Source organism: Streptomyces sp. NPDC030296 (assembly GCF_055572815.1).
In genome coordinates, this window is the sequence record NZ_JBVICQ010000008.1 from 257,373 (window position 1) to 281,743 (window position 24,371).

Annotated in this window: 24 protein-coding genes; 15 read left to right on the forward strand and 9 right to left on the reverse strand. The window is 71.4% G+C overall.

Going from position 1 to position 24,371, the window contains the following annotated elements:
- Position 1: 1 nt before the first annotated feature.
- The gene (locus tag ACZ4Z3_RS24035) at positions 2 to 367 is read right to left on the reverse strand and encodes a DUF1844 domain-containing protein (protein WP_468502934.1); all 366 of its coding nucleotides are present in this window, start codon (positions 365 to 367) and stop codon (positions 2 to 4) included.
- 367 nt (positions 368 to 734) lie between these two features.
- Here ACZ4Z3_RS24035 and infC point away from each other — a divergent pair, with 367 nt between their 5' ends.
- From infC to ACZ4Z3_RS24085, 10 genes are all read left to right on the forward strand, one after another.
- Positions 735 to 1,412 (forward strand): translation initiation factor IF-3, encoded by a 678-nt coding sequence (gene infC, locus ACZ4Z3_RS24040; RefSeq protein WP_468503110.1) that lies wholly within the window; start codon positions 735 to 737, stop codon positions 1,410 to 1,412.
- Between the two features lie 131 nt (positions 1,413 to 1,543).
- Complete coding sequence (rpmI, locus tag ACZ4Z3_RS24045; protein ID WP_004933563.1) at positions 1,544 to 1,738, forward strand: 50S ribosomal protein L35; 195 nt, start codon at positions 1,544 to 1,546, stop codon at positions 1,736 to 1,738.
- A 113-nt stretch (positions 1,739 to 1,851) separates the two neighbouring features.
- Complete coding sequence (rplT, locus tag ACZ4Z3_RS24050) at positions 1,852 to 2,235, forward strand: 50S ribosomal protein L20 (protein ID WP_033531708.1); 384 nt, start codon at positions 1,852 to 1,854, stop codon at positions 2,233 to 2,235.
- 337 nt (positions 2,236 to 2,572) lie between these two features.
- Positions 2,573 to 3,436 (forward strand): TrmH family RNA methyltransferase, encoded by an 864-nt coding sequence (locus tag ACZ4Z3_RS24055; protein WP_468502935.1) that lies wholly within the window; start codon positions 2,573 to 2,575, stop codon positions 3,434 to 3,436.
- Positions 3,437 to 3,489: 53 nt separating this feature from the next.
- A complete protein-coding gene (locus ACZ4Z3_RS24060; RefSeq protein WP_468502936.1) occupies positions 3,490 to 4,626 on the forward strand; it encodes a sensor histidine kinase in 1,137 nt (378 codons plus the stop codon).
- Between the two features lie 140 nt (positions 4,627 to 4,766).
- Positions 4,767 to 5,888, forward strand: coding sequence for a phenylalanine--tRNA ligase subunit alpha (gene pheS, locus ACZ4Z3_RS24065; RefSeq protein ID WP_468502937.1), 1,122 nt, complete (start codon positions 4,767 to 4,769; stop codon positions 5,886 to 5,888).
- Complete coding sequence (gene pheT / locus ACZ4Z3_RS24070) at positions 5,888 to 8,401, forward strand: phenylalanine--tRNA ligase subunit beta (protein WP_468502938.1); 2,514 nt, start codon at positions 5,888 to 5,890, stop codon at positions 8,399 to 8,401. The genes pheS and pheT overlap by 1 nt, the downstream gene beginning before the upstream one ends.
- A 367-nt stretch (positions 8,402 to 8,768) precedes the next feature.
- Complete coding sequence (locus ACZ4Z3_RS24075) at positions 8,769 to 9,767, forward strand: PP2C family protein-serine/threonine phosphatase (protein ID WP_468502939.1); 999 nt, start codon at positions 8,769 to 8,771, stop codon at positions 9,765 to 9,767.
- A gap of 223 nt (positions 9,768 to 9,990) precedes the next feature.
- Complete coding sequence (locus tag ACZ4Z3_RS24080; RefSeq protein WP_468502940.1) at positions 9,991 to 11,331, forward strand: transcriptional regulator; 1,341 nt, start codon at positions 9,991 to 9,993, stop codon at positions 11,329 to 11,331.
- Positions 11,332 to 11,429: 98 nt separating this feature from the next.
- On the forward strand, positions 11,430 to 11,975 hold the full coding sequence (locus ACZ4Z3_RS24085) for an NUDIX hydrolase (protein ID WP_055517029.1): 546 nt from the start codon (positions 11,430 to 11,432) through the stop codon (positions 11,973 to 11,975).
- A gap of 27 nt (positions 11,976 to 12,002) precedes the next feature.
- Here ACZ4Z3_RS24085 and ACZ4Z3_RS24090 read toward each other — a convergent pair whose 3' ends face one another.
- The 3 genes from ACZ4Z3_RS24090 to ACZ4Z3_RS24100 form a co-directional block, all read right to left on the reverse strand.
- A complete protein-coding gene (locus tag ACZ4Z3_RS24090; RefSeq protein WP_055517027.1) occupies positions 12,003 to 12,260 on the reverse strand; it encodes a hypothetical protein in 258 nt (85 codons plus the stop codon).
- Between the two features lie 253 nt (positions 12,261 to 12,513).
- Positions 12,514 to 13,005 (reverse strand): hypothetical protein, encoded by a 492-nt coding sequence (locus tag ACZ4Z3_RS24095; protein ID WP_468502941.1) that lies wholly within the window; start codon positions 13,003 to 13,005, stop codon positions 12,514 to 12,516.
- A gap of 44 nt (positions 13,006 to 13,049) precedes the next feature.
- Positions 13,050 to 13,925 carry a 3-hydroxybutyryl-CoA dehydrogenase gene (locus ACZ4Z3_RS24100; RefSeq protein WP_468502942.1) on the reverse strand — a complete coding sequence of 292 codons (876 nt, stop codon included), beginning with the start codon at positions 13,923 to 13,925 and terminating at the stop codon, positions 13,050 to 13,052.
- 192 nt (positions 13,926 to 14,117) lie between these two features.
- Here ACZ4Z3_RS24100 and ACZ4Z3_RS24105 point away from each other — a divergent pair, with 192 nt between their 5' ends.
- Positions 14,118 to 15,356, forward strand: a complete 1,239-nt coding sequence (locus ACZ4Z3_RS24105) for a glycoside hydrolase family 10-like protein (RefSeq protein WP_468502943.1) — start codon at positions 14,118 to 14,120, stop codon at positions 15,354 to 15,356.
- A 45-nt stretch (positions 15,357 to 15,401) separates the two neighbouring features.
- On the opposite strand, the gene ACZ4Z3_RS24110 is transcribed toward ACZ4Z3_RS24105, so the two are convergent.
- On the reverse strand, positions 15,402 to 15,596 hold the full coding sequence (locus ACZ4Z3_RS24110) for a DUF1918 domain-containing protein (RefSeq protein ID WP_468099597.1): 195 nt from the start codon (positions 15,594 to 15,596) through the stop codon (positions 15,402 to 15,404).
- Positions 15,597 to 15,686: 90 nt separating this feature from the next.
- Positions 15,687 to 16,619, reverse strand: coding sequence for a DMT family transporter (locus ACZ4Z3_RS24115; protein WP_468502944.1), 933 nt, complete (start codon positions 16,617 to 16,619; stop codon positions 15,687 to 15,689).
- On the opposite strand from ACZ4Z3_RS24115, the gene ACZ4Z3_RS24120 reads away from it, so the two are divergent.
- Both ACZ4Z3_RS24120 and ACZ4Z3_RS24125 read left to right on the forward strand, forming a co-directional pair.
- Positions 16,618 to 18,090 (forward strand): aminotransferase-like domain-containing protein, encoded by a 1,473-nt coding sequence (locus ACZ4Z3_RS24120; RefSeq protein ID WP_468502945.1) that lies wholly within the window; start codon positions 16,618 to 16,620, stop codon positions 18,088 to 18,090. The two genes, ACZ4Z3_RS24115 and ACZ4Z3_RS24120, sit on opposite strands and share 2 nt — an antisense overlap.
- 260 nt (positions 18,091 to 18,350) lie before the next feature.
- A complete protein-coding gene (locus ACZ4Z3_RS24125) occupies positions 18,351 to 18,923 on the forward strand; it encodes a histidine phosphatase family protein (RefSeq protein ID WP_099965566.1) in 573 nt (190 codons plus the stop codon).
- Here ACZ4Z3_RS24125 and ACZ4Z3_RS24130 read toward each other — a convergent pair.
- The gene (locus ACZ4Z3_RS24130) at positions 18,920 to 19,402 is read right to left on the reverse strand and encodes a DUF6314 family protein (RefSeq protein WP_468502946.1); all 483 of its coding nucleotides are present in this window, start codon (positions 19,400 to 19,402) and stop codon (positions 18,920 to 18,922) included. The genes ACZ4Z3_RS24125 and ACZ4Z3_RS24130 overlap by 4 nt on opposite strands.
- A 143-nt stretch (positions 19,403 to 19,545) precedes the next feature.
- Between ACZ4Z3_RS24130 and ACZ4Z3_RS24135 the strand changes: the two genes are divergently transcribed.
- Positions 19,546 to 22,032 (forward strand): alpha-L-arabinofuranosidase C-terminal domain-containing protein, encoded by a 2,487-nt coding sequence (locus ACZ4Z3_RS24135; RefSeq protein ID WP_468502947.1) that lies wholly within the window; start codon positions 19,546 to 19,548, stop codon positions 22,030 to 22,032.
- A gap of 134 nt (positions 22,033 to 22,166) precedes the next feature.
- Here ACZ4Z3_RS24135 and ACZ4Z3_RS24140 read toward each other — a convergent pair whose 3' ends face one another.
- A complete protein-coding gene (locus tag ACZ4Z3_RS24140) occupies positions 22,167 to 22,943 on the reverse strand; it encodes a LysR substrate-binding domain-containing protein (RefSeq protein ID WP_468502948.1) in 777 nt (258 codons plus the stop codon).
- An 84-nt stretch (positions 22,944 to 23,027) separates the two neighbouring features.
- Here ACZ4Z3_RS24140 and ACZ4Z3_RS24145 point away from each other — a divergent pair, with 84 nt between their 5' ends.
- Positions 23,028 to 23,423, forward strand: coding sequence for a DUF5997 family protein (locus ACZ4Z3_RS24145; protein ID WP_468502949.1), 396 nt, complete (start codon positions 23,028 to 23,030; stop codon positions 23,421 to 23,423).
- Between the two features lie 51 nt (positions 23,424 to 23,474).
- Here the strand turns inward: ACZ4Z3_RS24145 and ACZ4Z3_RS24150 are convergent, their stop codons facing one another.
- Positions 23,475 to 24,272 carry a hypothetical protein gene (locus ACZ4Z3_RS24150; protein ID WP_468502950.1) on the reverse strand — a complete coding sequence of 266 codons (798 nt, stop codon included), beginning with the start codon at positions 24,270 to 24,272 and terminating at the stop codon, positions 23,475 to 23,477.
- Positions 24,273 to 24,371 lie beyond the last annotated feature (99 nt).

The window sequence follows — 24,371 nt, forward strand, 5'->3', positions numbered from 1 at the left end:
CTCAGCCGTAGAACGGGCCGGTGTACTTCTCGCCCGGGCCCTGGCCCGGGTCGTCCGGGACGACCGACGCCTCGCGGAACGCCAGTTGCAGCGACTTCAGACCGTCGCGCAGCGGCGCCGCGTGGAACGAGCTGATCTCCGTCGTGGACGCGTCGAGCAGACCGGCGAGGGCGTGCACCAGCTTCCGGGCCTCGTCCAGGTCCTTGTACTTGTCGCCCTCCTCGGTCAGACCCAGCTTCACCGCGGCGGCGCTCATCAGATTGACGGCGACCGTCACGATCACCTCGACCGCGGGGACCTCGGCGATGTCACGGGTCATCGAGTCGAAGTCGGGGGACTCGGGGGACTCAGGAGGGGTGTCACTCATGCCCCACACGATAGGCCCCGGCGCGTACGCTCCCACCTGCGGGAGTCCGCTGCGCCCCGATTGGCACCCCAGGTTTGAACCCGCTATGGTTATGACTACGACCGGCTGGACACTTGTGTGCCCGGCCCGCAAGTGGAGGCTCCGAACTCCCACCTGACCATCCTCCGGGACGGCAGGTCACCGGTCAGACGGCCCCCACCGTTCCGTACGGACGGTGGAGTCGTCCGAATCGCGCCCCGCGGCCACCGCGGCGGTGCTCCGGCAGTCATTGGAGCCCCGCCTGTGTCCCGTCCGGGGCATTTTTCATGCGCCGCGATGGTTGGTCCTTATGTCAACCAGACATGACACGGCGGTCCGCCAGACCGTCGTGGGGTGCTACCGAGGAGGATCCATCAGCGCCGAGCCCCGCATCAACGACCGGATTCGCGTTCCCGAGGTGCGACTTGTCGGTCCCAGCGGCGAGCAGGTCGGAATTGTTCCGCTTGCCAAGGCCCTGGAGCTTGCGCAGGAGTACGACCTCGACCTGGTCGAGGTGGCCGCGAACGCACGTCCGCCGGTCTGCAAGCTCATGGACTACGGGAAGTTCAAGTACGAGTCGGCCATGAAGGCCCGTGAGGCGCGCAAGAACCAGGCGCACACGGTCATCAAGGAGATGAAGCTCCGGCCGAAGATCGACCCGCACGACTATGACACCAAGAAGGGTCACGTCGTCCGGTTCCTCAAGCAGGGCGACAAGGTCAAGATCACGATCATGTTCCGTGGTCGCGAGCAGTCCCGGCCCGAGCTGGGCTACCGGCTGCTGCAGCGTCTCGCGGAGGACGTCCAGGAGCTCGGGTTCGTCGAGTCGAACCCGAAGCAGGACGGCCGCAACATGATCATGGTCCTCGGTCCGCACAAGAAGAAGACCGAGGCGATGGCCGAGGCCCGTCAGGCTCAGGAAGCGCGGAAGGCGGAAGCGAAGGCCAACCCTGGCAAGTCGCAGAACGCCGCCGAGGCCGGGCCCGTCGAGGTCGAGGCGCCTGCCGAGGAGCCCGCCGAGGCGTAAGTCCCCTGGACGACAGTCCGGGGGAAGCCCTGGACGCGAGTCCGGGGTGTCAACCGATAGAAATGACGTTCCGTCGTGCCCGGTTTAGCGACCGGGCACCGGAGCGCCACTGACGAGGAGAGAACGGCGCTATGCCGAAGAACAAGTCGCACAGCGGTGCCAGCAAGCGCTTCAAGGTCACCGGCTCCGGCAAGGTGCTCCGTGAGCGCGCCGGCAAGCGCCACCTGCTCGAGCACAAGTCGTCCCGCGTGACGCGTCGCCTCACCGGCAACGCCGAGATGGCCCCGGGCGACGCCGCGAAGATCAAGAAGCTTCTCGGCAAGTGACGAAGCGGCGCTGATCGTCCGTCGATCACCCAGCGCCGTACGTCAGGACCGGGACCCAATCGAATTTCGGGCCGTGTGAGGACAACCACGGCCCCGCTACAAGGAGTTAAAAAGTGGCACGCGTCAAGCGGGCAGTCAACGCCCACAAGAAGCGCCGGGCGATCCTCGAGCAGGCCTCCGGCTACCGCGGTCAGCGTTCGCGCCTGTACCGCAAGGCCAAGGAGCAGGTCACCCACTCGCTGGTCTACAACTACAACGACCGCAAGAAGCGCAAGGGCGACTTCCGTCAGCTGTGGATCCAGCGCATCAACGCCGCTGCCCGCGCCAACGGCATCACGTACAACCGCTTCATCCAGGGTCTGAAGGCCGCGAACATCGAGGTCGACCGCAAGATCCTCGCCGAGCTGGCCGTCAACGACGCCACCGCGTTCGCCGCGCTGGTCGAGGTCGCGCAGAAGGCGCTGCCGGCGGACGTCAACGCGCCGAAGGCCGCGTGACGCCGCGCTGGCCTTGAGCCGGATGTCGATGTGAACCCCGGACCCGTGGGCCTTTCGAGGCTTGCGGGTCCGGGTGTTTGTTACGCCTGCCGTCTCGGGGGTGCGGGTGGTTGACGGCTGCGGGTGGGGGTTGTTCGCGCAGTTCCCCGCGCCCCTGAAAAGCGACCGGGGCTGCGCCCCGTGCTTTTCATGAAGGGCGGGCCGCAGGCCCGTTCCCTTCAGGGGCGCGGGGAACTGCGCGAGAAACCACACACCACCCGCACCCGCCGACGAACCCGTACCCCCGAGTCCCAAGGCGCCCCCTCCACCATCCCCCGCCCGACCCGAAGGTGATCCATTGTCCGCCGCCCCCGAGTTGATCTCTCCCCGTTCCGCCCGGGTCTCCGCCGCTCGGCGGCTCGCCAAGCGGAACTTCCGGGGCAAGGACCGCCTGTTCCTCGCCGAGGGCCCCCAGGCGGTGCGGGAGGCGGCGGCTCACCGCGCGCCGGCCGACGGCACCTCCACCCTCGTCGAGCTGTTCGCCACGGTCGACGCCGCGGAGCGCTACGCCGACATCGTCGGCGAGGCCCGCGCCGCGGGTGCCCGCGTGCACCTCGCCGACGAGACCGTCATCGCCGACATCTCCACGACCGTCACCCCGCAGGGGCTCGTCGGGATCTGCCGCTTCCTCGACACCCCCTTCGAGGAGATCCTCGCCGCCCGCCCCAAGCTCGTCGCCGTCCTCGCCCACGTCCGCGACCCCGGCAACGCCGGCACCGTCCTGCGGTGCGCCGACGCCGCCGGCGCCGAGGCCGTCGTCCTCACCGACGCGTCCGTCGACCTCTACAACCCCAAGGCCGTCCGGGCCTCCGTGGGGTCGCTGTTCCACCTGCCCGTCGCCGTCGGCGTGCCCGTCGAGCAGGCCGTCGCGGGGCTCAAGGACGCCGGCGTCCGCATCCTCGCCGCCGACGGCGCCGGCCAGGACGACCTCGACGACGAGCTGGACAAGGGCACCATGGGCGGACCCACGGCCTGGGTGTTCGGCAACGAGGCCTGGGGGCTCCCCGAGGAGACCCGGGCGCTCGCCGACGCCGTCGTACGGGTCCCCATCCACGGAAAGGCGGAGAGCCTGAACCTCGCGACCGCCGCCGCCGTATGTCTCTACGCGTCCGCCCGTGCACAGCGCGCCTTCGGAGGGTGCCGCACCGTCACTCCCAGCTAGTAGGGTGACGGGCTCGGGGGCCCACTGCACAACGGAAGAGGTGGGGTACGGGGATGAGGGTCGGCACGAGCAGCACACTGGGGGGCCGCGACGCGCGCGCCACACCCACGGCGCCGCACGCCGAGATCGCCGGACTCGGCATCGACCCCGACGACCTCCCCGACGGGCTCGTCGTCGCCGACGAACAGGGCCGCGTGATCTGCTTCAACGCCGCCGCCGCCCGGATCACCGCCGTCCCCGCCGCCGACGCCCTCGGACTGCCCCTGGAGCGGGCGCTGCCCCTGGAGGACCTCGAAGGCCGCCGCTGGTGGCAGCTGACCGATCCCTACGGGGGCCTCGCCATCCGTGTCGGCCAGCCCGAGCGGAACCTGCTGCTGCCCGGCGCCCGCGAGGTCCTCGTGTCGGCCCGGTACATCCGCACCGAACCCACCGGCCCCGTCCGCCGTGTCGTCGTCTCCCTCCGGGACACCGAGGCCCGGCGCCGCACCGAACGCAGCCACGCCGAGCTGATCGCCACGGTCGCCCACGAACTGCGCTCGCCGCTCACCTCGGTCAAGGGGTTCACCGCGACCCTGCTCGCCAAGTGGGAGCGGTTCACCGACGACCAGAAGAAACTGATGCTGGAGACCGTCGACGCCGACGCCAACCGCGTCACCCGGCTGATCGCCGAGCTGCTCGACATCTCCCGCATCGACTCCGGGCGGCTGGAGGTGCGCAGGCAGCCCGTCGACATAGGCGCGGCCGTCGGCCGGCACATCCAGGCGTACGTCGCGGCGGGACAGCCCGCCGACCGGTTCCTGCTCCGCATCGAGCAGCCGCTGCCCGACCTGTGGGCCGACCCCGACAAGATCGACCAGGTGCTCAGCAACCTGCTGGAAAATGCCGTGCGGCACGGCGAGGGAACCGTCACGATTGACGTCACGCCCACGGCGTCCCCCCGCGAAGGGGAGGACACCGGTACGTCGGTCACGGTGAGCGACGAGGGCACCGGTATCCCGGAGGAGTCCATGAACCGCGTCTTCACCCGCTTCTGGCGGGGCAGCAAGCGCGGTGGCACCGGCCTCGGGCTGTACATCGTCAAGGGCATCGTCGAAGCCCACGGCGGCACCATCACCGTCGGACGCGCCCCGAGCGGCGGCGCCGAGTTCCGATTTACGTTGCCCGTGGGGGCCCCGGCCTATCTGGCCTAGCCGCCCCGCGGGCGCGTTCGCACACCTCAACCCCGTTAGACTCGGCCTTTGGCACCTTTGCGTCCCCATAGCGGAGACGATTCGTCCACGAGTCGGTGTGACGGGGACCTTCAGCCAGCCAACCGGAAGCACGGGAAGAGATGTCGGCACCGAATAAGTCGTACGACCCTGTAGAGGTCGAGGCGTTGAAACCGGAAGAGATCGAGCGCATGCGGGACGAGGCGCTCGCCGCCTTCGCCGCCGCGGACTCCCTCGACGCGCTCCAGGAGGCCAAGGTCGCCCACACCGGCGGCACCTCCCCGCTGGCGCTCGCCAACCGCGAGATCGGCGCCCTGCCCCCGCATGCCAAGGCCGCCGCCGGCAAGCTCGTCGGCCAGGCCCGCGGCGCCGTGAACAAGGGCCTCTCCGCCCGCCAGGCCGAACTGGAGGCCGAGCGCGACGCGCGCGTCCTCGTCGAGGAGGCCGTGGACGTCACGCTGCCCTACGACCGCGTACCGGCCGGCGCCCGCCACCCCCTCACCACGCTCTCGGAGCGCATCGAGGACGTCTTCGTGGCCATGGGCTACGAGGTCGCCGAGGGCCCCCAGGTCGAGGCCGAGTGGTTCAACTTCGACGCCCTCAACATCGGCCCGGACCACCCGGCCCGCGGCGAGGCGGACACCTTCTTCGTCGAGGGCCCCCAGGGGGGCACCGAGTCCGGTGTCGTCCTGCGCACCCACACCTCGCCCGTCCAGATCCGCTCCCTGCTCGACCGCGAGCTGCCGGTGTACGTGATCTGCCCCGGCCGCGTGTACCGCACCGACGAGCTGGACGCCACGCACACCCCGGTGTTCCACCAGGTGGAGCTGCTCGCCGTCGACGAGGGCCTGACCATGGCCGACCTCAAGGGCACGCTCGACCACATGGTCCAGTCGCTGTTCGGCGAGGGCATGAAGACCCGGCTGCGGCCCAACTTCTTCCCCTTCACCGAGCCGTCCGCCGAGATGGACATGGTCTGCTACGTCTGCCGCGGCGAGTCCGTCGGCAACCCCGACCGGCCCTGCCGCACCTGCTCCAGCGAGGGCTGGATCGAACTCGGCGGCTGCGGCATGGTCAACCCCAAGGTGCTCACCGCCTGCGGTGTCGACCCGGAGAAGTACAGCGGCTTCGCCTTCGGGTTCGGCATCGAGCGGATGCTGATGTTCCGCCACAACGTCGAAGACATGCGAGACATGGTCGAGGGTGACGTCCGGTTCACCCGGCCGTTCGGGATGGAGATCTGATGCGGGTCCCGCTTTCCTGGCTGCGGGAGTACGTCGACCTGCCGGCGACCGAAACCGGCCGTGACGTCCAGGCCAAGCTCGTTTCCGCGGGCCTCGAGGTCGAGACCGTCGAGCACCTCGGCGCCGACCTCAAGGGCCCCCTGGTCGTCGGCCAGGTCCTGACCATCGAGGAGCTGGAGGGCTTCAAGAAGCCGATCCGCTTCTGCACGGTGGACGTCGGCCAGGCCAACGGCACCGGCGAGCCCCAGGAGATCGTCTGCGGCGCCCGCAACTTCGCCGTCGGCGACAAGGTCGTGGTCGTGCTTCCGGGCGCCACGCTTCCCGGCGGCTTCTCGATCTCCGCGCGCAAGACGTACGGCAAGACCTCCCACGGCATGATCTGCTCCAGCGACGAGCTGGGCATGGGCGACGACGGCACCAAGGGCATCATCGTGCTGCCGCCGGAGACCGAGGTCGGCAAGGACGCGATCGAGCTGCTCGAGCTGGTCGACGAGGTCCTCGACATCGCCGTCACCGCCAACCGCGGCGACTGCCTGTCGATCCGCGGCGTCGCCCGCGAGACCGCCATCGCCTACGGTCTGCCGCTGCGCGACCCCGCGCTCCTCGACGTGCCCGGCCCGAACGCCTTCGGCCACCCCGTCCAGGTCTCCGACCCGCTCGGCTGCGACCGCTTCACGGCCCGCACCGTCACCGGTCTCGACCCCGAGGCGCGCTCCCCGATCTGGCTCAAGCGCCGGCTCCAGAAGGTCGGCATGCGCCCGATCTCGCTCGCCGTCGACATCACCAACTACGTGATGATGGAGCTCGGCCAGCCGCTGCACGCCTACGACCGCAACCTCGTCCAGGGCACCATCGGCGTCCGCCGGGCCGCCGAGGGCGAGAAGATCGTCACCCTCGACGGCGTCACCCGGAAGCTGCACGCCGAGGACCTCGTCATCACCGACGACCGCGGCCCCATCGGCCTCGCGGGCGTCATGGGCGGCGCGAACACCGAGATCGCCGACCACGACGATGTGGAGAACGCCTCCACCGAGGTCGTCATCGAGGCCGCCCACTTCGACCAGGTCTCCATCGCGCGCACCGCCCGCCGGCACAAGCTGTCCTCGGAGGCGTCCCGCCGCTTCGAGCGCGGCGTCGACCCGCTGGCCGCGTCCGCCGCCGCCCAGCGCACCGTCGACCTGCTGGTGCTCCTCGCGGGCGGCACCGCCGACGCGGGCGTCACCGAGGTCATCGCCCCGTCCGCGCCGCACACCATCGCGGTCCCGGCGGACCACCCCGACAAGGTCGCGGGTGTCGTCTACGGTCGCGAGACCGTCGTACGCCGCCTCCAGGAGGTCGGCTGCGACGTCTACGGCCAGGACGAGCTGATCGTCACCGTGCCGTCGTGGCGGCCCGACCTCGCCGACATCAACGACCTGGCGGAGGAGGTCATCCGCCTGGAGGGCTACGAGAACCTGCCCTCCACGCTGCCCAAGCCCCCGTCGGGCCGCGGCCTCACCCACCGGCAGCGGCTGCACCGCCGGGTCGGCCGGGCGCTCGCCGGCGCCGGGTACGTCGAGGCGCCGAACTACCCGTTCATCAGCGAGCAGGTCTTCGACCAGCTCGGGCTGGACGCCGACGACCCGGCCCGCCGTGTCGTCCGGCTCACCAACCCGCTGAGCGAGGAGGAGCCCGCGCTCCGTACGACGCTGCTCCCGGGCCTGCTCGGCGCGCTGCGGCGCAACGACGGCCGCGGCTCGCACGACCTGGCCCTCTTCGAGACGGGGCTGGTCTTCCAGCCGCGCGCCGAGCAGGGCGTCGCCGTCGCGCTGCCGGTCGACCGCCGGCCCACCGACGAGGAGATCGCGACGCTGGACGCCGCGCTGCCCGAGCAGCCGCGCCACGTCGCCGTCGTCCTCGCCGGGGCCCGCGAGCAGGCCGGCTGGTGGGGCAAGGGCCGTCCGGCCGACTGGGCCGACGCGGTCGAGGCCGGGCGCGCCGTCGCCCGTGAGGCCGGCGCGGAGCTGATCGTCCGCAAGGGCCAGTACGGGCCCTGGCACCCGGGCCGCTGCGCCGAGTTCGTGGTCGTCGTCGACGGCGCCGAGCGCGTCGTGGGCCACGCCGGTGAACTGCACCCGCGCGTCGTCAAGGCCCTCGGGCTGCCCGCGCGCACCTGCGCGGCCGAGCTGGACCTGGATGTGCTGGAGCGGGTCGGGGACGACACCCCGCAGGCGCCGAGCATCTCCTCGTTCCCGGTCGCCACGCAGGACGTCGCGCTGGTCGTCGACGAGTTCGTGCCGCACACCGAGGTCGAGGCCGCGCTGCGCGAGGGCGCCGGTGAACTGCTGGAGGCCATCCGGCTGTTCGACGTCTACGAGAACGCGGAGCAGCTCGGTGAGGGACGGAAGTCGCTGGCGTACGCGCTCCGCTTCCGGGCCGCGGACCGGACGCTGACCGTGGACGAGGCGTCCGCGGCGCGCGACGCGGCGGTCGCCCTCGCGGGTGAGCGTACGGGGGCGGTTCTGCGGAGCTAGGACGCCGAGGACGCCACGGGCGCCGTGGGCGTCCGGGTGCCGAGAGCGTCGAAGGGGCGGGGAGCTGCGCGTGTTCGCGGCTGCGGGTTGTCCGCGGCTGGTCGCGCAGTTCCCCGCGCCCCTTTCACGTCCCCCTCTCTTCTTCTCACTCATTCGAGTGAGAAGTTCGGGCGATCTGGCCCGAACGGGGCATTCGGTCGACAGAATCGGACCGGCCTCTCTGGGCCGTACCGCTGTCAGGGCCTGATGGGGGGCCAACGGCATGATTCGAATCAGGACTGGGGCACCTCCACGGGCATGGGTACGAAGGCGCCGCCCGTCCGACCGGCGGTCTGTCCGACGGGCGCTGGCGCTGGGGTTGCCGGCGGTGTGGGGCGCGACAGCCGTCACCTACACGTGGGCCTGCCCGGTGGCGCGGAACAACGGCCTCGGGGCCCGGCTCGCCAACAGCGCCGTGTTCCTCGCGGTCGGCGCCGGGCTCGTACTGCAGGTCAGACAGGTGTTGCTGCAAGAGGTGCGGCAGGCGCGCCGGATCGCCGGCGCCGCGCAGAGCGTACTGCTGCGGCCCCTGCCCGCCCGGATCGACGGACTGGCCACCGCCGCCGCACAGCTCTCCGCCGACCGGGGCGCGACCGTCGGCGGCGACCTCTACGAGGTGATCGCCACCGAACACGGCGTGCGCGTCGTGATGGGCGACGTGCGCGGCCACGGCCTCTCCGCCATCGGTACCGTCGCCGCCGTGCTCGGCAGCTTCCGCGAGGCCGTCCACGACGAGGCCGAACTCACCGGTGTCCTCGCCCGACTCGACCGCGCCCTCGCCCGGCATCTGCGGGACCGCGCCCGCGCCGAGGACACCGAGGAGTTCGTGACCGTACTCCTGCTGGAGATCGCCCCCGACGGTGAGGTCCACGCCCTCAACTGCGGGCACCCCTGGCCGTATCTGCTGACCGCCGACCGGGTGGAACCGATGGCCGGCGCCGACCCGCTGCCCCCGCTCGGGGTGTTCCCGCTGCCGGCGGAACTGCCGGCCACCCCGTGCGGCCGGCTCCTCCCCGGAGAGGCCCTGTTCCTCCACACGGACGGTGTGGAGGACGCCAGGGACGGCGACGGCCGCTTCTTCCCGCTGCCCGCCGCCCTGGCGGAGGCCGTGCGGGGCCGCCCCATCTCGCCGCACTCCGTCCTGCGTGCCGTCTTCACCCAACTCCTGCGCCACACCGGGGGACGGCCCAAGGACGACATCGCGATACTGATCATCCGCAACGACCGGCTCATGAGGGCCGCCGCCGCTTACCGAACCGCGGGGACCTGCGCGATCGGCCCGCCCGGCCCCACGGCCGACACCCCACCCGTCGTCCCCGGGCCGTAGCCGCCGAGCGCCCTCAGCCTGTTCGTCCCGACGGGGCCACCGCGCTGTACGAGGGGGAGCCGGTGGCCCAGTCGGCCTCTTGCGAGGCATTCCAGTCAAGCGGTCCGAAACTCTCCGCAACAGCGCGCGTACAGCCCGAATTCGGGCATTCCCTTCACACCCCGTGTGAAGACGGAAGCGCTACGCTGCCAATCGCCGGCACCGAGCCACCGGAGGGCCCTCCATGCAGCCCAACACCCTGCTCGACGCGATCCTCGACGAGGCCGGTATCTCGCACGCCGGACTCGCCGCACACGTCAACCAGGCAGGGCGGGCACGCGGTCTGGCGCTGAGATACGAACACACCGCCGTGGCCCGGTGGTTGAAGGGGCAGCGACCGCGCGGCCAGGTGCCCGACCTGATCTGCGAAGTGCTCGCCCGGCGGCTGCAGAGGACCGTGACCCTCGACGACATCGGTCTCGGCGTGCCGGGCGAGGCGCTCTCCCAGCACGGCGCCGGACTCTCCGGGTTCGTGGAGCGCGCCACCGCCCTGTGGCGCTCCGACGAACAACAACGCCCCCACGTCCTCGGCGCCCCCGCCGTCACCGGAACACCCGCCGTGATGCCGGTGTGGGAGTGGGAGAACCCGCCGGAGGACGTCGACGTCTCCCGCGGCGGACGGCATCGCGTCAGCATGGCCGACATCGAGATGCTGCGCGCCGCCCGATCGCACTACGAGCAGCTGTACCGCAAGGCGGGCGGCGTCGCGACCCGCGCCCGTATCGTCGGATTCCTCAACGCCGAGGCGGCGCCCCTGCTGCGCGGCAGCTACACCGACGCCACCGGACGCCAACTCCACCGGGCCACCGGCGGACTGGTCGCCATCGCCGGCATCTGCGCGTACGACTCCGACGCGCACGGGCTCGCCCAGCGCTACTTCCACCAGGCGCTGCGGCTCGCCAAGGCCAGCGGGGACCGGGGACTCGGCGCCTATGTGATCGCGCTGCTCGTCAACCAGTCGCTGTTCATGCGGGAGTACCGGCAGGCCGTCGCCTTCGCCGAGGCAGCGCTGCGCGCCGCGGGCAAGCACATCACCCCGGCCCTCGCGGCGGACCTCTACGCGATGCAGGCCAAGGCGTACGCGCACCTCGGCGACGGCACGAGCGCGCTGTCCTGCATCCGGCGGGCGGAACAGGCCGCCGAGCGCATCCGGCGCGGCCACGAACCCGACGAGACCGGCTATGTCCAGCCCGGCCTGGTCAATGTGCAGGTGGCGGAGGCGCTGCTCAGCCTCGGCGACCTGACCGCCGCGGCGGAGCACGCGGCGGCGGCCGTCGACACCCCGGCGCACGACCGGGGCCGGGTGCACCGGCTCGCCATGCTCAGCCAGATCGAACTACGGCAGGGCAACGCCGACAAGGCGGTCGAGACCGCCGTGGAAATGGCCGAGCGGGCGCGCGGAATGGAGTCCATGCGCCTGCGCGACAGACTGCGGGCGGTACGCGAACATCTCGTGCGAAACGGCTGCGCGGGGACCACGGAGGCCGCCGCACTCATCGACGGGGCACTGCGCGTACCGCTCTGACACCGCGTCCACGGCCCGGCCGTGCACCGCCCGTGCGCCTGCTGTCACCACGCTTCTGCTGCGATATTGCCACTTACTCGGCGGAAGGTGGCAGAACCGTGCAGTGGACGAAACAGAGCGAACAAACTGTGTATTCGAACCGCTGGTTCAGCGTCAATCTCGCAGATGTCGCATTGCCGGACGGGCGGCACCTCGATCACTTCCTGATACGGCTGCGGCCCGTCGCCGTGGCCACCGTGGTCAACGAGGCCAACGAGGTGCTGCTGCTGTGGCGGCACCGCTTCATCACCGACAGCTGGGGGTGGGAGCTGGCGGCCGGCGTCGTCGAGGACGGCGAGGGCATCGCCGACGCGGCCGCCCGGGAACTGGAGGAGGAGACCGGATGGCGGCCGGGACCGCTGCACCACCTGATGAGCGTCGAGCCCTCCAACGGGCTCACCGACGCCCGGCACCACATCTACTGGGCCGACGAGGGCGCGTATGTCGGTCACCCGGTGGACGACTTCGAGTCGGACCGCAGGGAATGGGTTCCCCTCAAGCTCGTGCCCGACATGGTCGCCCGTGGCGAGGTCCCGGCCGCCAACATGGCGGCCGCACTGCTCCTCCTGCACCACCTGAGGCTCGGTCAGGACGCGGGGCGCTGATCCCTCCGGGCGTCCCGCCCGCGCCGGTCAGCGGCCCACGGCCTGCCAGATGGCCACCACCAGTGCTCCCACGGCTGCGAGCGCCGCGACCGCGGGCAGCGGCCAGCGGGAGTGCTCCAGGGTGACGACCCGTGTGCTCAGGTCGTCCAGCTCCTTGGCGGTCTGTTCGGCACGGTGACTCAGCAGGGTGAGCCCTCCCTCGACGCGTGCGTGCGCCACGTCCAGGCGGCGGCGTAACTCAGCGAGTTCACCGTGGACCACGGGATGCTCGGGGTCGATGGCCACGAGTCCGCTCCTTTCTGTAGTCGTCTCGGTAGTCGTCACATCCCTTGCATGCGCACGGCAAGTCAACTCGCCTGGTGGGCGCGTGGGGAGAGTGTGCGAGCGGCATATGCGTGTCCGCCGCGCACACGGTGTGTGAATACGACGGGCCCGGCGCCCTCTCCGGCGCCGGGCCCGTACGGGGGACCGCTTCTCACGTTCCGTAGCCGTGGCGGGATTCTCGGCCGGTGGAGACGCGACGCGGACGTCAGTGATGTCAAGCCGCGTGCTTGTGCAGTACGGAGAGGTAGTGCCGGTTCGGGTGGGGCACGAGGCGGTCGCGTGCGGGCACGCTGAAGACCGCGCAGACCCCGGCGGGCTGGGTGATGATGCTTGATTGACGGCCGAAGGTGAGATTGCCGTTGACCACATGCCGGCAGCCCACGCCGTCGAGGGCGGCGATCAGCTCCTCGCGGAGGACGGTGGTCTCGTAGGACTCCGTGTCGGGCAGGACGAGCGGCGGGAGCCTGACGGTCGAACCGGGCCAGAGGTCGAGGCAGATGCCGCTGACGGCCCGCCGGGTGACCTCCAGCCGCAGCCCGTCCCAGGAGTAGGGGTAGCCGTCGATGTCGGGGCCCTTCAGGACGTGGGCGGGGTGCGGGCGCCCCGGGCCGAGGAGGTCTTCGGCCTCGGCCAGGGACATTCCGCAGTGCAGGGGCCCGATCCGGCCGGTGCGGGAGAAGTCGACGAGTACGTCCATCAAGGTCACGACAGGGACTGTGGCATTCCCCCGCGCCGGTTCGCACGCCGATATCAGGCGTACGTGTAGAAGCCCGAGCCGGTCTTGCGGCCCAGGCGGCCCGCGTCGACCATGCGCTGGAGGAGCGGGGGAGCGGCGTACAGGGGCTCCTTGTACTCGTCATACATCGAGTTGGCGATCGAGACGATCGTGTCCAGGCCGATCAGGTCGGACAGCTTCAGCGGGCCCATCGGGTGGGCGCAGCCCAGCTCCATGCCGTTGTCGATGTCCTCGCGGCCGGCGATGCCCGACTCGAACATGCGGATGGCGGAGAGCAGATACGGCACGAGCAGCGCGTTGACCACGAAGCCCGAGCGGTCCTGCGCGCGGACCGCGTGCTTGCCGAGGACCTTCTCGGCGAACAGCTGCGCCCGGCTGAGCGTGCCCTCGGAGGTCGTGAGAGCCGGGATCAGCTCGACGAGCTTCTGCACCGGGGCCGGGTTGAAGAAGTGGATGCCGATGACGTGGTCCGGACGCGACGTGGCGACCGCCAGCTTCACCAGGGGGATGGAGGAGGTGTTCGAGGCGAGGATGGCGTCGGGGCGGGTCAGCACCTGGTCGAGCACCTGGAAGATCTCGGTCTTCACCTGCTCGTTCTCCACGACCGCCTCGATGACGAGATCGCGGTCGGCGAACTCCCCGAGGTCGGTGGTGAAGCTCAGCCGCGCCTGGGTGGCGTCCCGCTCCTCCTCGCTGATCTTGCCGCGCTCGGCCGCCTTGGACAGGGAGTTGAACAGCCGGGTACGGCCGATCTCCAGGGCTTCGCCGGTGGTTTCGGCGACCTTGACGTTCAGACCGGCGCGGGCGCACACCTCGGCGATGCCCGCTCCCATCTGGCCGCAGCCCACGACTCCGACTCGCGCGAGATCTCCCGTTGGGAAGTCCGTCACATCGTCCCTTTCACTGGTCTACGTGGCCGGCGGACACCCGGGGTACGGGCCTGCGCCAAACCTGCACGTTACCTCCGGCCGCTACCGATCAGTATCGCGGGTACCACATGGAAGGCTGGCTCCACGAACGGTCCGCGACGAGGCGGGCACGTAGCGGTACGCGGAGGTACGAGGATGCATCGGAAGCCACGGATGTCACGAAGGGCGTTCTGGGCGACCGCGGTGACCACACTCGTGGCGGCGGGCGGCGTCGCCGCGGGCACCGCCATCGCCGGTCAGGGTCCCGACCGCCGCAGGCGGGCCTCCGGTGAGCTGCGCGGCATGTGGCTCGCCACCGTCGTCAACCGGGACTGGCCCTCCAAGGCGGGCCTCACCGCCGCCCAGCAGCGCGCCGAGCTGCTCGCCCACCTCGACACCGCCGTGGCGCGCCGCCTCAACACGGTGATCTTCCAGGTCCGCCCCACGGCTGACGCGCTCTGGCCCTCCCCGTACGAGCCCTGGTCGCAGTACCTCACCGGCACCCAGGGCAAGGACCCCGGCTGGGACCCACTGGGCACGGCGGTCGAGGAGGCCCACGCCCGGGGGCTGGAGCTGCACGCCTGGTTCAACCCGTACCGGGTCGCCAACCACACCGACCCGAGCCGTCTGGCGGAGGGCCACCCCGCCCGCGAGAACCCCGGCTGGGTCGTCCCCTACGGCGGAAAGCTCTACTACAACCCGGGCATCCCCGCCGTGCGCGCCTTCGTCCAGAAGGCCATGCTCGACGCCGTACGGAAGTACCCGATCGACGCGGTGCACTTCGACGACTACTTCTACCCGTACCCGGTCGCCGGTCAGGTCTTCGACGACGACGCGGCGTACGACACCCACGGCGCGAGCTTCCCCAACCGGGCGGACTGGCGGCGCGACAACATCGACAAGCTGGTGAAGGAGATGGCGGCGCAGATCAAGGCGGTCCGGCCCGGCACCCAGTTCGGCATCAGCCCCTTCGGGGTGTGGCGCAACGCCGCCACCGACGCGCGCGGCTCCGACACCCGGGCCGGTGTGCAGACGTACGACGACCTGTACGCCGACACCCGCAAGTGGGTCCGGAAGAACTGGATCGACTACCTCGTCCCCCAGCTGTACTGGAACATCGGCTTCGCCGCCGCCGACTACGCCAAGCTGCTGCCCTGGTGGGCCGAGACCGCGCGTGGCACCGGCACGCGCCTCTACATCGGCGAGGCCCTCTACAAGGCCGGCGACCCGGCCCAGCCCGCCGCCTGGCAGGACCCGGCCGAGTTGTCCGGTCACCTGTCACTGGCCCGTGACGTCCCGGAGGTGCGCGGGCATGTGTTCTTCTCGGCCAAGGAGGTGACCGTCGACAAGATCGGGGCGATGGCGCGCGTGGTCGCCGACCACTACCAGCAGCCGGCGGAGCCACCGAGCTGAGCCGGCGGCCCGCTCTGCCGGTCTACTGCTGTGCTTCCCTGTGGTCTACTGCTGTGCTTCCCTGTGCCGGATCTCCGTGTCCGGGCCGGGCGAGCAGACACCCTCGTGCCCGTCCTCGAACCGGACGCGGTACGGCGGATTGCCCTCCTGGCCCATGACCTCGACGATCTCGCCGACCTTGTCGTGTTGCCCGACCACCCTGCCGTGCTGGACAAGCTGGTCGCCCACGGTTGCACGCATCTTCGGGGCCTCCTCACCAGGCGCGGGAGCATCGGTCCGTGGCCTGAGTCTACGGCGGGCCGGCCCGATCGGATCCTGCCCGGACTCCGCTCAGCCCCGCGCCCGTTGGGTGACGGCGATGCACACGAGCACCGCCGCGGCCGTCAGGGGGGCGGCCGCTGTCAGGTGCTCGCCCAGCAGCAGCACCGACCACACCAGTGTGAGCAGGGGCTGGGCCAGCTGCAACTGGCTGGCCCGGGGTATGCCGATGGCCGCCATGCCCCGGTACCAGACGACCAGGCCGAGGAACTGGGACCCGGCGGCCACCCACAGCAGCCCCGTCACACTGTGCGCGGTCAGCTGGACCGGCTCGTACGACAGGGCGAGCAGCGCGCCCGGCACGCTGAACGGCAGGCAGAACACCAGCGCCCAGCCGATGACCTGCCAGCCGGGCATCACCCGGGCCAGCCTGCCGCCCTCGGTGTAGCCGGCCGCGCACACCAGGAGCGCGGCGAAGAGGTAGAGGTCGGCGGTACCGAGGGCGCCGCCGCTCTGCGTCACAGTGAACGCGAGGACGGCGGCGGCCCCGGCGAGCGCCGCACCCCAGAACGTGCGCGAGGGCCGCGAGCCCATGCGCAGCGCCGAGAACAGGGCGGTGGTCAGCGGGAGCAGCCCGATGACCACGGCGGCGTGCGCGGTGGTCGAGGTCTCCAGGGCGAGCGTGGTGAGGAGCGGGAAGCCGACGACCACTCCCGCGGCCACCACGGCCAGCCCCGTCCAGTGCCGGCGGCCGGGCAACGGCACCCGCAGGGCGAGCAGGCAGCCGCCCGCGATGACGGCCGCGAGGACACTGCGCACGGCGACGAGGGACCAGGGGCCGAAGCCCTCCAGACCCCAGGCGGTCGCCGGGAACGTGAGGGAGAAGGCGACCACACCGAGGGCCGCCTGAAGGGTGCCGCCACGGCCCACGGGACGGCGCACCTCGGCCGGACCGGTGCCGACCGCTACTGTTCGCTGGTCGATAGCGCTACTCTGTGCTCTCATGCAAGAGCGTAGCAGCGTCGCGGAACTGGCGGAACAGCTCAGAAAGGAGCTCGACCGCTACTCACCCGGTGGAAAGCTGCCGTCGAGTCGGGTGCTCGTGGACCGCTTCCGGGTGAGCCCGGTGACCGTTTCGCGGGCCCTGGCCCAACTGGCCGCCGAGGGCCTGGTGGTGACGCGGCCCGGCGCGGGCGCGTTCCGGGCGCGGCCGCGTGAGAACCGGGTGGCGACCGTGGGGGACACCTCCTGGCAGGAGGTCGCGCTGAGCGCGGACGGCACCGCCGAGCCGGCCCCGCGCACGGTCGACGCCTCGGGCGTCCTGGTCTCCCTCGCCGCCCCGCCGCCCGGCGTGATCGAGTTCAACGGCGGCTATCTGCACCCCGCGCTGCAACCGGAACAGGCCATGGGCGCCGCCCTGTCGCGGGCCGGGCGACGTCCCGGCGTCTGGGCGCGCCCCCCGGTCGAGGGTGTCCTGGAGCTGCGCGAGTGGTTCGCGCGGAGCATCGGCGGGGAGATCACGGCGGCCGAGGTGATCGTCGCGGCGGGCGGCCAGTCCGCGCTCACCACGGCCCTGCGGGCGCTGGCGTCGCCCGGCGCTCCGGTGCTGGTCGAGTCGCCCACGTACCCCGGCATGCTGGCCATCGCCCGGGCCGCCGGTCTGCGGCCGGTCCCGGTGCCGGTGGACCCGGACGGGGTGCGGCCGGCCCTCCTCGCCGACGCGTTCAAGGCGTCCGGCGCCCGGGTCTTCGTCTGCCAGCCCCTCTTCCAGAACCCCACCGGGGCCGCCCTTTCCGCCGGGCGGCGGGGCGAGGTGCTGCGGATCGCACGTGAGGCGGGGGCCTTCGTGATCGAGGACGACTTCGTGCGCCGGCTCGTGCACGAGGACGCGGGGCCGCTGCCGCCGCCGCTGGTCGCCGACGACCCGGACGGCGTCGTCGTCCACGTGTCCTCGTTGACCAAGGCGACCTCGCCCAGCTTCCGGGTGGGCGCGCTGGCCGCCCGCGGACCGGTTCTCGAACGGCTGCGCGCCATCCAGGTCGTCGACACCTTCTTCGTGCCGCGCCCCCTCCAGGAGGCCGCGCTCGAACTCGTCGGCTCGCCCGCCTGGCCCCGCCATCTGCGGGCGGTGTCCAGGGAGTTGAAGAACCGTCGGGACGCGATGACCTCCGCGCTGCGGCTGCACCTCCCCGAACTCGCCCTGCCCCACATCCCTTCCGGCGGCTACCACCTGTGGCTCCGCCTCCCCGGCGGCACCGGCGGCACCGACCGGGCCCTCGGCTCCGGGGGAGAGGCCGCGCTGGTCGCCGCCGCGCTCCGTGCGGGGGTCGCCGTCACCCCCGGCCGCCCCTACTTCAGCGCCGAACCCCCGGCAGCGCACCTGCGGTTGAGCTTCGCCGGGGTCAGCGGGACGGGGGAGATCGTCGAGGGTGTCCGGCGGCTGCGGGCGGCGGTGAACGGTTCGACAGTGCTCTGACCTGCGAACGTCCAGCCATGAACGACGGTGTGTACGAGAACACTTCGGGCGAGCAGGTGGCGTACGCGAATGGAGCGCGCGGGTGGCTTCCGGGGGAGGGGCGCGGAACGACCTTCAGGGGAGGGCGCCTGTGGTCGCGGCGGAGGGCGCGAGCGGCCATCCGGTAGGCGCGGGCCCGGTCCCGTGAGGGTCCGACGGTGTCTCGTAACCTATGGGTAACACCTCTTGACCTGCTCAGTTCCGGCCACCACGATCTCCGCATGCATCTTCGGGTCACGTTCGTCGCCGCGGCGCGCTGCTCCTCGCTGCTCGCTGAGCGTTTCGAGGACGACCGGCCGCTGGACCAGGCCGGCTGGGACGAGGTGCAGCGCGCCGCCCACGAACTGGTGCCGTTGGCGGCGGCCGAGCTGCGCTACTGCTCGCCGACGCCCCGCAGTCGGGCCACCGGCGATGCCCTCGGGTACGCGCCGCTGGCGCAGCCCGCGCTGCGCGACTGCGACATGGGCCGCTGGCGCGGCTTCACCCTCGGGGAGGCCATGGCCCGGGAGCCCTCGGCGGTGGACGCCTGGCTCGCCGACCCGCGCTGCACCCCGCACGGCGGTGAGTCCCTTCTGTCCTTCATCGCCCGGATAGGGAGCTGGCTCGACACCCGGCCGAAGGACGACGGCGGCCGGATCGTCGCCGTGGCCGAGCCCTCCGTGCTCCGCGCCGCGCTGGTCTACGCGCTCAAGGCGCCGCCGTCGACGTACTGGCACATGGACGTCCGCCCCTTGTCGACGCTCACCGTCGCGGGCCAGCCGGGCCGCTGGAACCTGCGGCTGGGCGCCGCCTAGACCGACCGGCGCGCGGGCCGCGCCGGCTGCCCGGGGTGTCCGGCCCGTGCGTAGTCCGTGACCAGGAGCTGCTCCTTCGTGGGGCCGCCGACGCGCCACGTCGTCCGCCAGTGGTCCTCGTCGTACACCTCGAACTCGCCCCGGTAGAGGTCGGCGGCGCACGGGTGGTCCGTGCGCCAGTGGCCCGAGGTCAGGTCCAGGTCGTGGAAGGGGCGGCCGTCGGCGAAGCGGACGTCCGCCGAGCCGGGGGTGGGACCCGGCAGGAAGCGGAGGGTGCGTTCCGCGGGGCGCGGGACCCCTTGCCAGACGAAGATGCCGGTCTCGCGGTAGAGCAGTCCGCCGCCGTCCAGCGGGCCGAAAACCGTCGTCCCGGAGAACTCGCCCGTCGCACCGCTCGCGAGATCCCGCACCGAGCGGGTGACCTGCCAGCTCCCGGACAGATAGCCCAGCACATCGGGCACTGACCGGAACTCGCCCATACCGGGCCTCCCTTGAGTCACATGGGTGGCCGCACGCCCCATTGACGCCTCCCGACCTCCTCCCTATCTTGCCGTTCGATGCGCTGATCATTGTCTGATATTTCGAACAACTCTCGACCCCCACCACGAGCCGCGGAGTATCCATGTCACGCAGCACCCGCACCCGCTGGAGACTCGGTCTCACCGCCACCGCCTTCCTGGTGGCGGTGGCCTCGGTCCCGGCCCCCGCCCACGCCGAGGGCGTCAGCGACTACAGGATCACCGTCGACCCCACCGCCGAGGGCGCCAGGATCGACGACACGATGTACGGCGTCTTCTTCGAGGACATCAACCGCGCCGCCGACGGCGGCCTGTACGCCGAACTCGCCCAGAACAGGTCCTTCGAGTACTCCACCGCCGACAACCGCGCGTACACCCCCCTCACCTCCTGGACGGTCGACGGCTCGGCCCGGGCCCTGAACGACAGCGGCCGGCTCAACGACCGCAACCGCGTCTACCTCTCCCTGGGTGCCGGTTCGGCCGTCACGAACACGGGCTACAACACCGGCATCCGCGTCGAGAAGGGCAAGAAGTACGACTTCTCGGTGTGGGCGCGGGCCGAGAGCGGTACGACCCTGACCGTCACCCTGAAGGACGCCGACGGCACGCTGGCGAAGGCCCGAAGGGTGGCTGTGGCGGCCGGCGGCTGGGCGAAGTACCGCGTCGTGCTGAAGGCGACCCGGACCAGCTCCGACGGCCGCCTCGCCGTCGCCACCTCCGGTGCCGCCGCCCTCGACGAGGTGTCCCTCTTCCCCCGCGACACCTACAAGGGCCGCCGGAACGGTCTGCGCAAGGACCTCGCCCAGAAGATCGCCGCCCTCAAGCCGGGCTTCCTCCGCTTCCCCGGCGGCTGCCTGGTCAACACCGGCTCCATGAAGGACTACAGCGAGGCCTCGGACTGGGAGCGCACCCGCGCCTACCAGTGGAAGGACACGATCGGCCCGGTCGAGCGGCGGGCCACCAACGCCAACTTCTGGGGCTACAACCAGTCCTACGGCCTCGGCTACTACGAGTACTTCCAGTTCGCCGAGGACATCGGCGCCATGCCGCTGCCCGTCGTGCCCGCCCTCGTCACCGGCTGCGGCCAGAACAAGGCCACCGACGACGAGGCCCTGCTCCAGCGGCACATCCAGGACACGCTCGACCTGATCGAGTTCGCCAACGGGCCCGCCACCAGCGAATGGGGCCGCGTGCGGGCACGGATGGGCCACCCGAAGCCGTTCCACCTCACCCACCTCGCTGTCGGCAACGAGGAGAACCTGCCGAACGAGTTCTTCGCCCGCTTCCAGAAGTTCCGGGCCGCCATCGAGGCGGAGCACCCCGACATCAAGGTCGTGTCGAACTCCGGCCCCGACGACGCGGGCAGCACCTTCGACACCGCCTGGAAACTGAACCGCGAGGCGAACGTCGACATGGTCGACGAGCACTACTACAACAGCCCCCAGTGGTTCCTCCAGAACAACGACCGCTACGACTCCTACGACCGCAACGGCCCGAAGGTCTTCCTCGGTGAATACGCCTCCTGGGGCAACGCCTTCAAGAACGCCCTCGCGGAAGCCGCGTTCATGACCGGCCTGGAACGCAACGCCGACGTCGTCAAACTGGCCTCCTACGCACCGCTCCTCGCCAACGAGGACTATGTGCAGTGGAGCCCCGACATGATCTGGTTCAACAACCACGCGTCCTGGGGTTCGGCCAACTACGAGATGCAGAAGCTGTTCATGAACAACGTCGGGGACCGGGTCGTCCCCTCGACGGCCACCGGTACCCCCGCGGTCAGCGGGCCCATCTCGGGAGCCGTGGGCCTGTCCACCTGGGCCACGACCGCCGCGTACGACGACGTGAAGGTCACGAGCGCCGACGGGGCGACCCTCCTCAGCGACGACTTCAGCGGGGACGCCTCGCAGTGGACCCACACCGGTCGCGGCAACTGGTCCGTGCAGGACGGGCAGTACGTTCAGACCGACGTGGCCGCCGAGAACACCATGGTCTCCGCCGGTGACCCCTCCTGGCACGACTACGACCTGAAGGTGAAGGCCACGAAGAAGGCGGGCAAGGAGGGCTTCCTCGTCGCCTTCGGCGTCAAGGACACCGGCAACTACTACTGGTGGAACCTCGGCGGCTGGAACAACACGACCAGCGCGGTGGAGCAGGCCGTCGACGGCGGCAAGTCGTCGCTGATCTCCAAGCCGGGGACGATCGAGACGGGCCGCGCGTACGACATCGAGGTCAGGGTGCGAGGCCGCGAGGTGACCCTGCTGCTCGACGGCCAGGAGTGGGGCAGCTTCACCGACGACAAGCCGGCTGAGCCGTTCCGGCAGGTGGTGACGCGGGACGCCAGGACCGGTGACCTGATCGTCAAGGTCGTCAACGCGCAGCCGGTCGCCGCGCGTACGGCCGTCGACCTCGGGACCGCGAAGGTCCGGGGCACTGCGCGGGTGACCACGCTCGCGGCGGCGCCGGACGCCGTGAACACGGAGACGGCTACGCCGGTCGCGCCGGTGACGTCGACGTTCCGTGGAGTGGCGAGGAAGTTCAGCTATACGTTTCCGGCCAACTCGGTGACGTTCCTTCGGATCAAGAAGCGGTGAGGAGGGGCGGCCGCCGGGTCTGAGGTCCGGCTGCGGGCGCGTGGGGGCTGGTCGCGCAGTTCCCCGCGCCCCTTTTCGGGCCTGAGGCCCGATTCAGGGGCCTGCGGCCCGACTTGGGGGTCGCGGATCATGGGTCACGAGCGGCGGCGGGGCTTTCCTGGCCTGCCGCCGCTCTTTGACGTTCTGGTGCCGCCGGAGCCGGACCGGGGGTTGCGGGCGGTCGGCTTTCCGGTGGTGGACCGGCGGCGGGTGCCGCCGGTGGGCTGGCGCTTCGGCTGCTGCTTTTCCTCGGGGGGCTTGGGGCGGCCCCGGGAGCTGTTGACCGTACGGCCCCGGACGATGCCGATGAAGTCCTCGACCATGTCCGTGGTCGCGTCCTGCGGCCAGGACAGGGCGACCCGGGACTCGGGGGCGCCGGTCAGCGGGCGGTACGTCAGGTCCTTGCGGTGGTGCAGGCGGGCCAGCGACTGGGGGACGACGAGGAGTCCGATCCCGGCCGCCACCAGCTCGATCGCGTCCGCCGTGGTGGCGGGGCGCTCGAACGCCGGCTGCCCCGGCGGGCGGTCCCAGTCGAGGGTGTCGTCGAGGGGGTGCAGCACGATCTCGTCCGCCAGATCCTCCGTGGAGACCTCGTCGACGGCCGCGACGACATGGTCCTTCGGGACCACGACCACCGTGGCCTCGGTGTAGAGGGGGATCGCGCTGAGGTCGGCCCCGTCCACCGGCAGCCGGACGAACCCGGCGTCCGCCTCGCCGCCCCGCAGCGCGCCGAGCGCCTCGGCGGCGGGCACCTGGACGAGGGTGAGGGGAATGTCGGGCAACCGCTCGTTCCAGATCCGCACCCACTTCGTGGGCGTCACTCCCGGAACGTAAGCGAGCCGGAACGAGGGCGATGCATCCGAGCCTGTCACACGACCAGGCTATCGGGCCGGGCCGTCGCCCCCGCTCTCCGGGCGTGGTCAGCGATGGCGCACATGCTCGATACCCTGGACACCATGACGTCGCACCAGACCGCACCCCAGACCATGAAGCCCGCGACCGCGGCGAAGAAGCTGGGTGTGTACCTCGAAGCCACCCCCGCCGAGTTCCGGGAGGGCGTCGTCTCGCGCGCCGAACTGAACGCGCTCCAGGCCGACCCGCCGGCCTGGCTGCAGGAGCTGCGCCGCAACGGCCCGCATCCCCGCCCGGTCGTCGCGGCCAAGCTGGGCGTCTCCATCGCGGGGCTGGCCCGCGCCGGTGTCACCGAGCCCCTCACCACCGAGCAGATCGAGGCGCTGAAGGACGAGAGCCCCGAGTGGCTCCAGCGCGAGCGCGCCACCCAGGCCGAGGTCCGCAAGGAAGGCGCCCGCATCAAGAAGCGCAACGCGGAGCGGGCGGCGGAACGCCCCTAGCCGCCCAGCCACCGCGGGCCCGGCGGCGGGCCGCTCTCGGTCGGGCCGCTCTCAGAGCGTGAGCACCGGCCGTACGGTGAAGTCCTCGTAGAAGTCCTCGCCGTCCTCCCCGTACACGAACTCCGCCATCGACGGGTTGACGTTCGCCGTGGCCAGGGGCAGCCAGCCGAGCAGATGGCCGTAGCCGCCGCACACGGACTCTCCGCCGTCGCCGCCGCGCACCACCGAGGTGTCGCTCGTCAGCTCCGTCGTGTACGTGTCGTACGCGATGCGCAGGCCGAAGGCGTTCGGTTCGTGCTGGGGGCCCGTGGGGTCGTCGTAGGGGACCCGGTCCAGGGGGCAGTCGTCGCCCCAGCGGAACAGGGTGCCGGCGCCGGCACCGCAGGCGTGCTCCCACTCGTCCGAGGTGGGCATGCGCAGACCGCGCGCCGCCAGGACGGCCGGGGTCTCGGCGGGCGGCTCCGTCAGATGCTCGCCCTCCACCGCCATGAGCACGGCGTCCAGCACCACGTCACGGCGCGGACTGAGCACCTGCGCCAGGTGTTCCCGGAGGTCGCTGTCGTACCCGTATCCCTCGGCCACGCTCCGGGCGTAGTCCGCCGACTGCTCGGGCGTCGGCCGCCAGGCGGCGGCGTCGAAACCGAGCGTGACCCGGCCGCCCGGTATCAGGGCGAACTCCTGTCCGTCCCGCTCGATCAGCACACGGTGCAGTGGGGCACCGAGGTGCTCGACGGTGTCGACGCGGACCACCCGGCCTCCCACCCGGGCGGCGGCGTCCTGGGCGACCTGCCGCGCGATGGCCGGCGCGAAGGAGCGCCATGTGTCGAGAGTGAGACCGGCGAGAGACATGCGACGCAGTGTGACACGGGGGTCTGACAACGCCCCGGCGGACGCCTGCGGCCGCGATCGGTCGGTCGAAAAGTCGTTCGGCAGCGGCCGTGCTCGGTG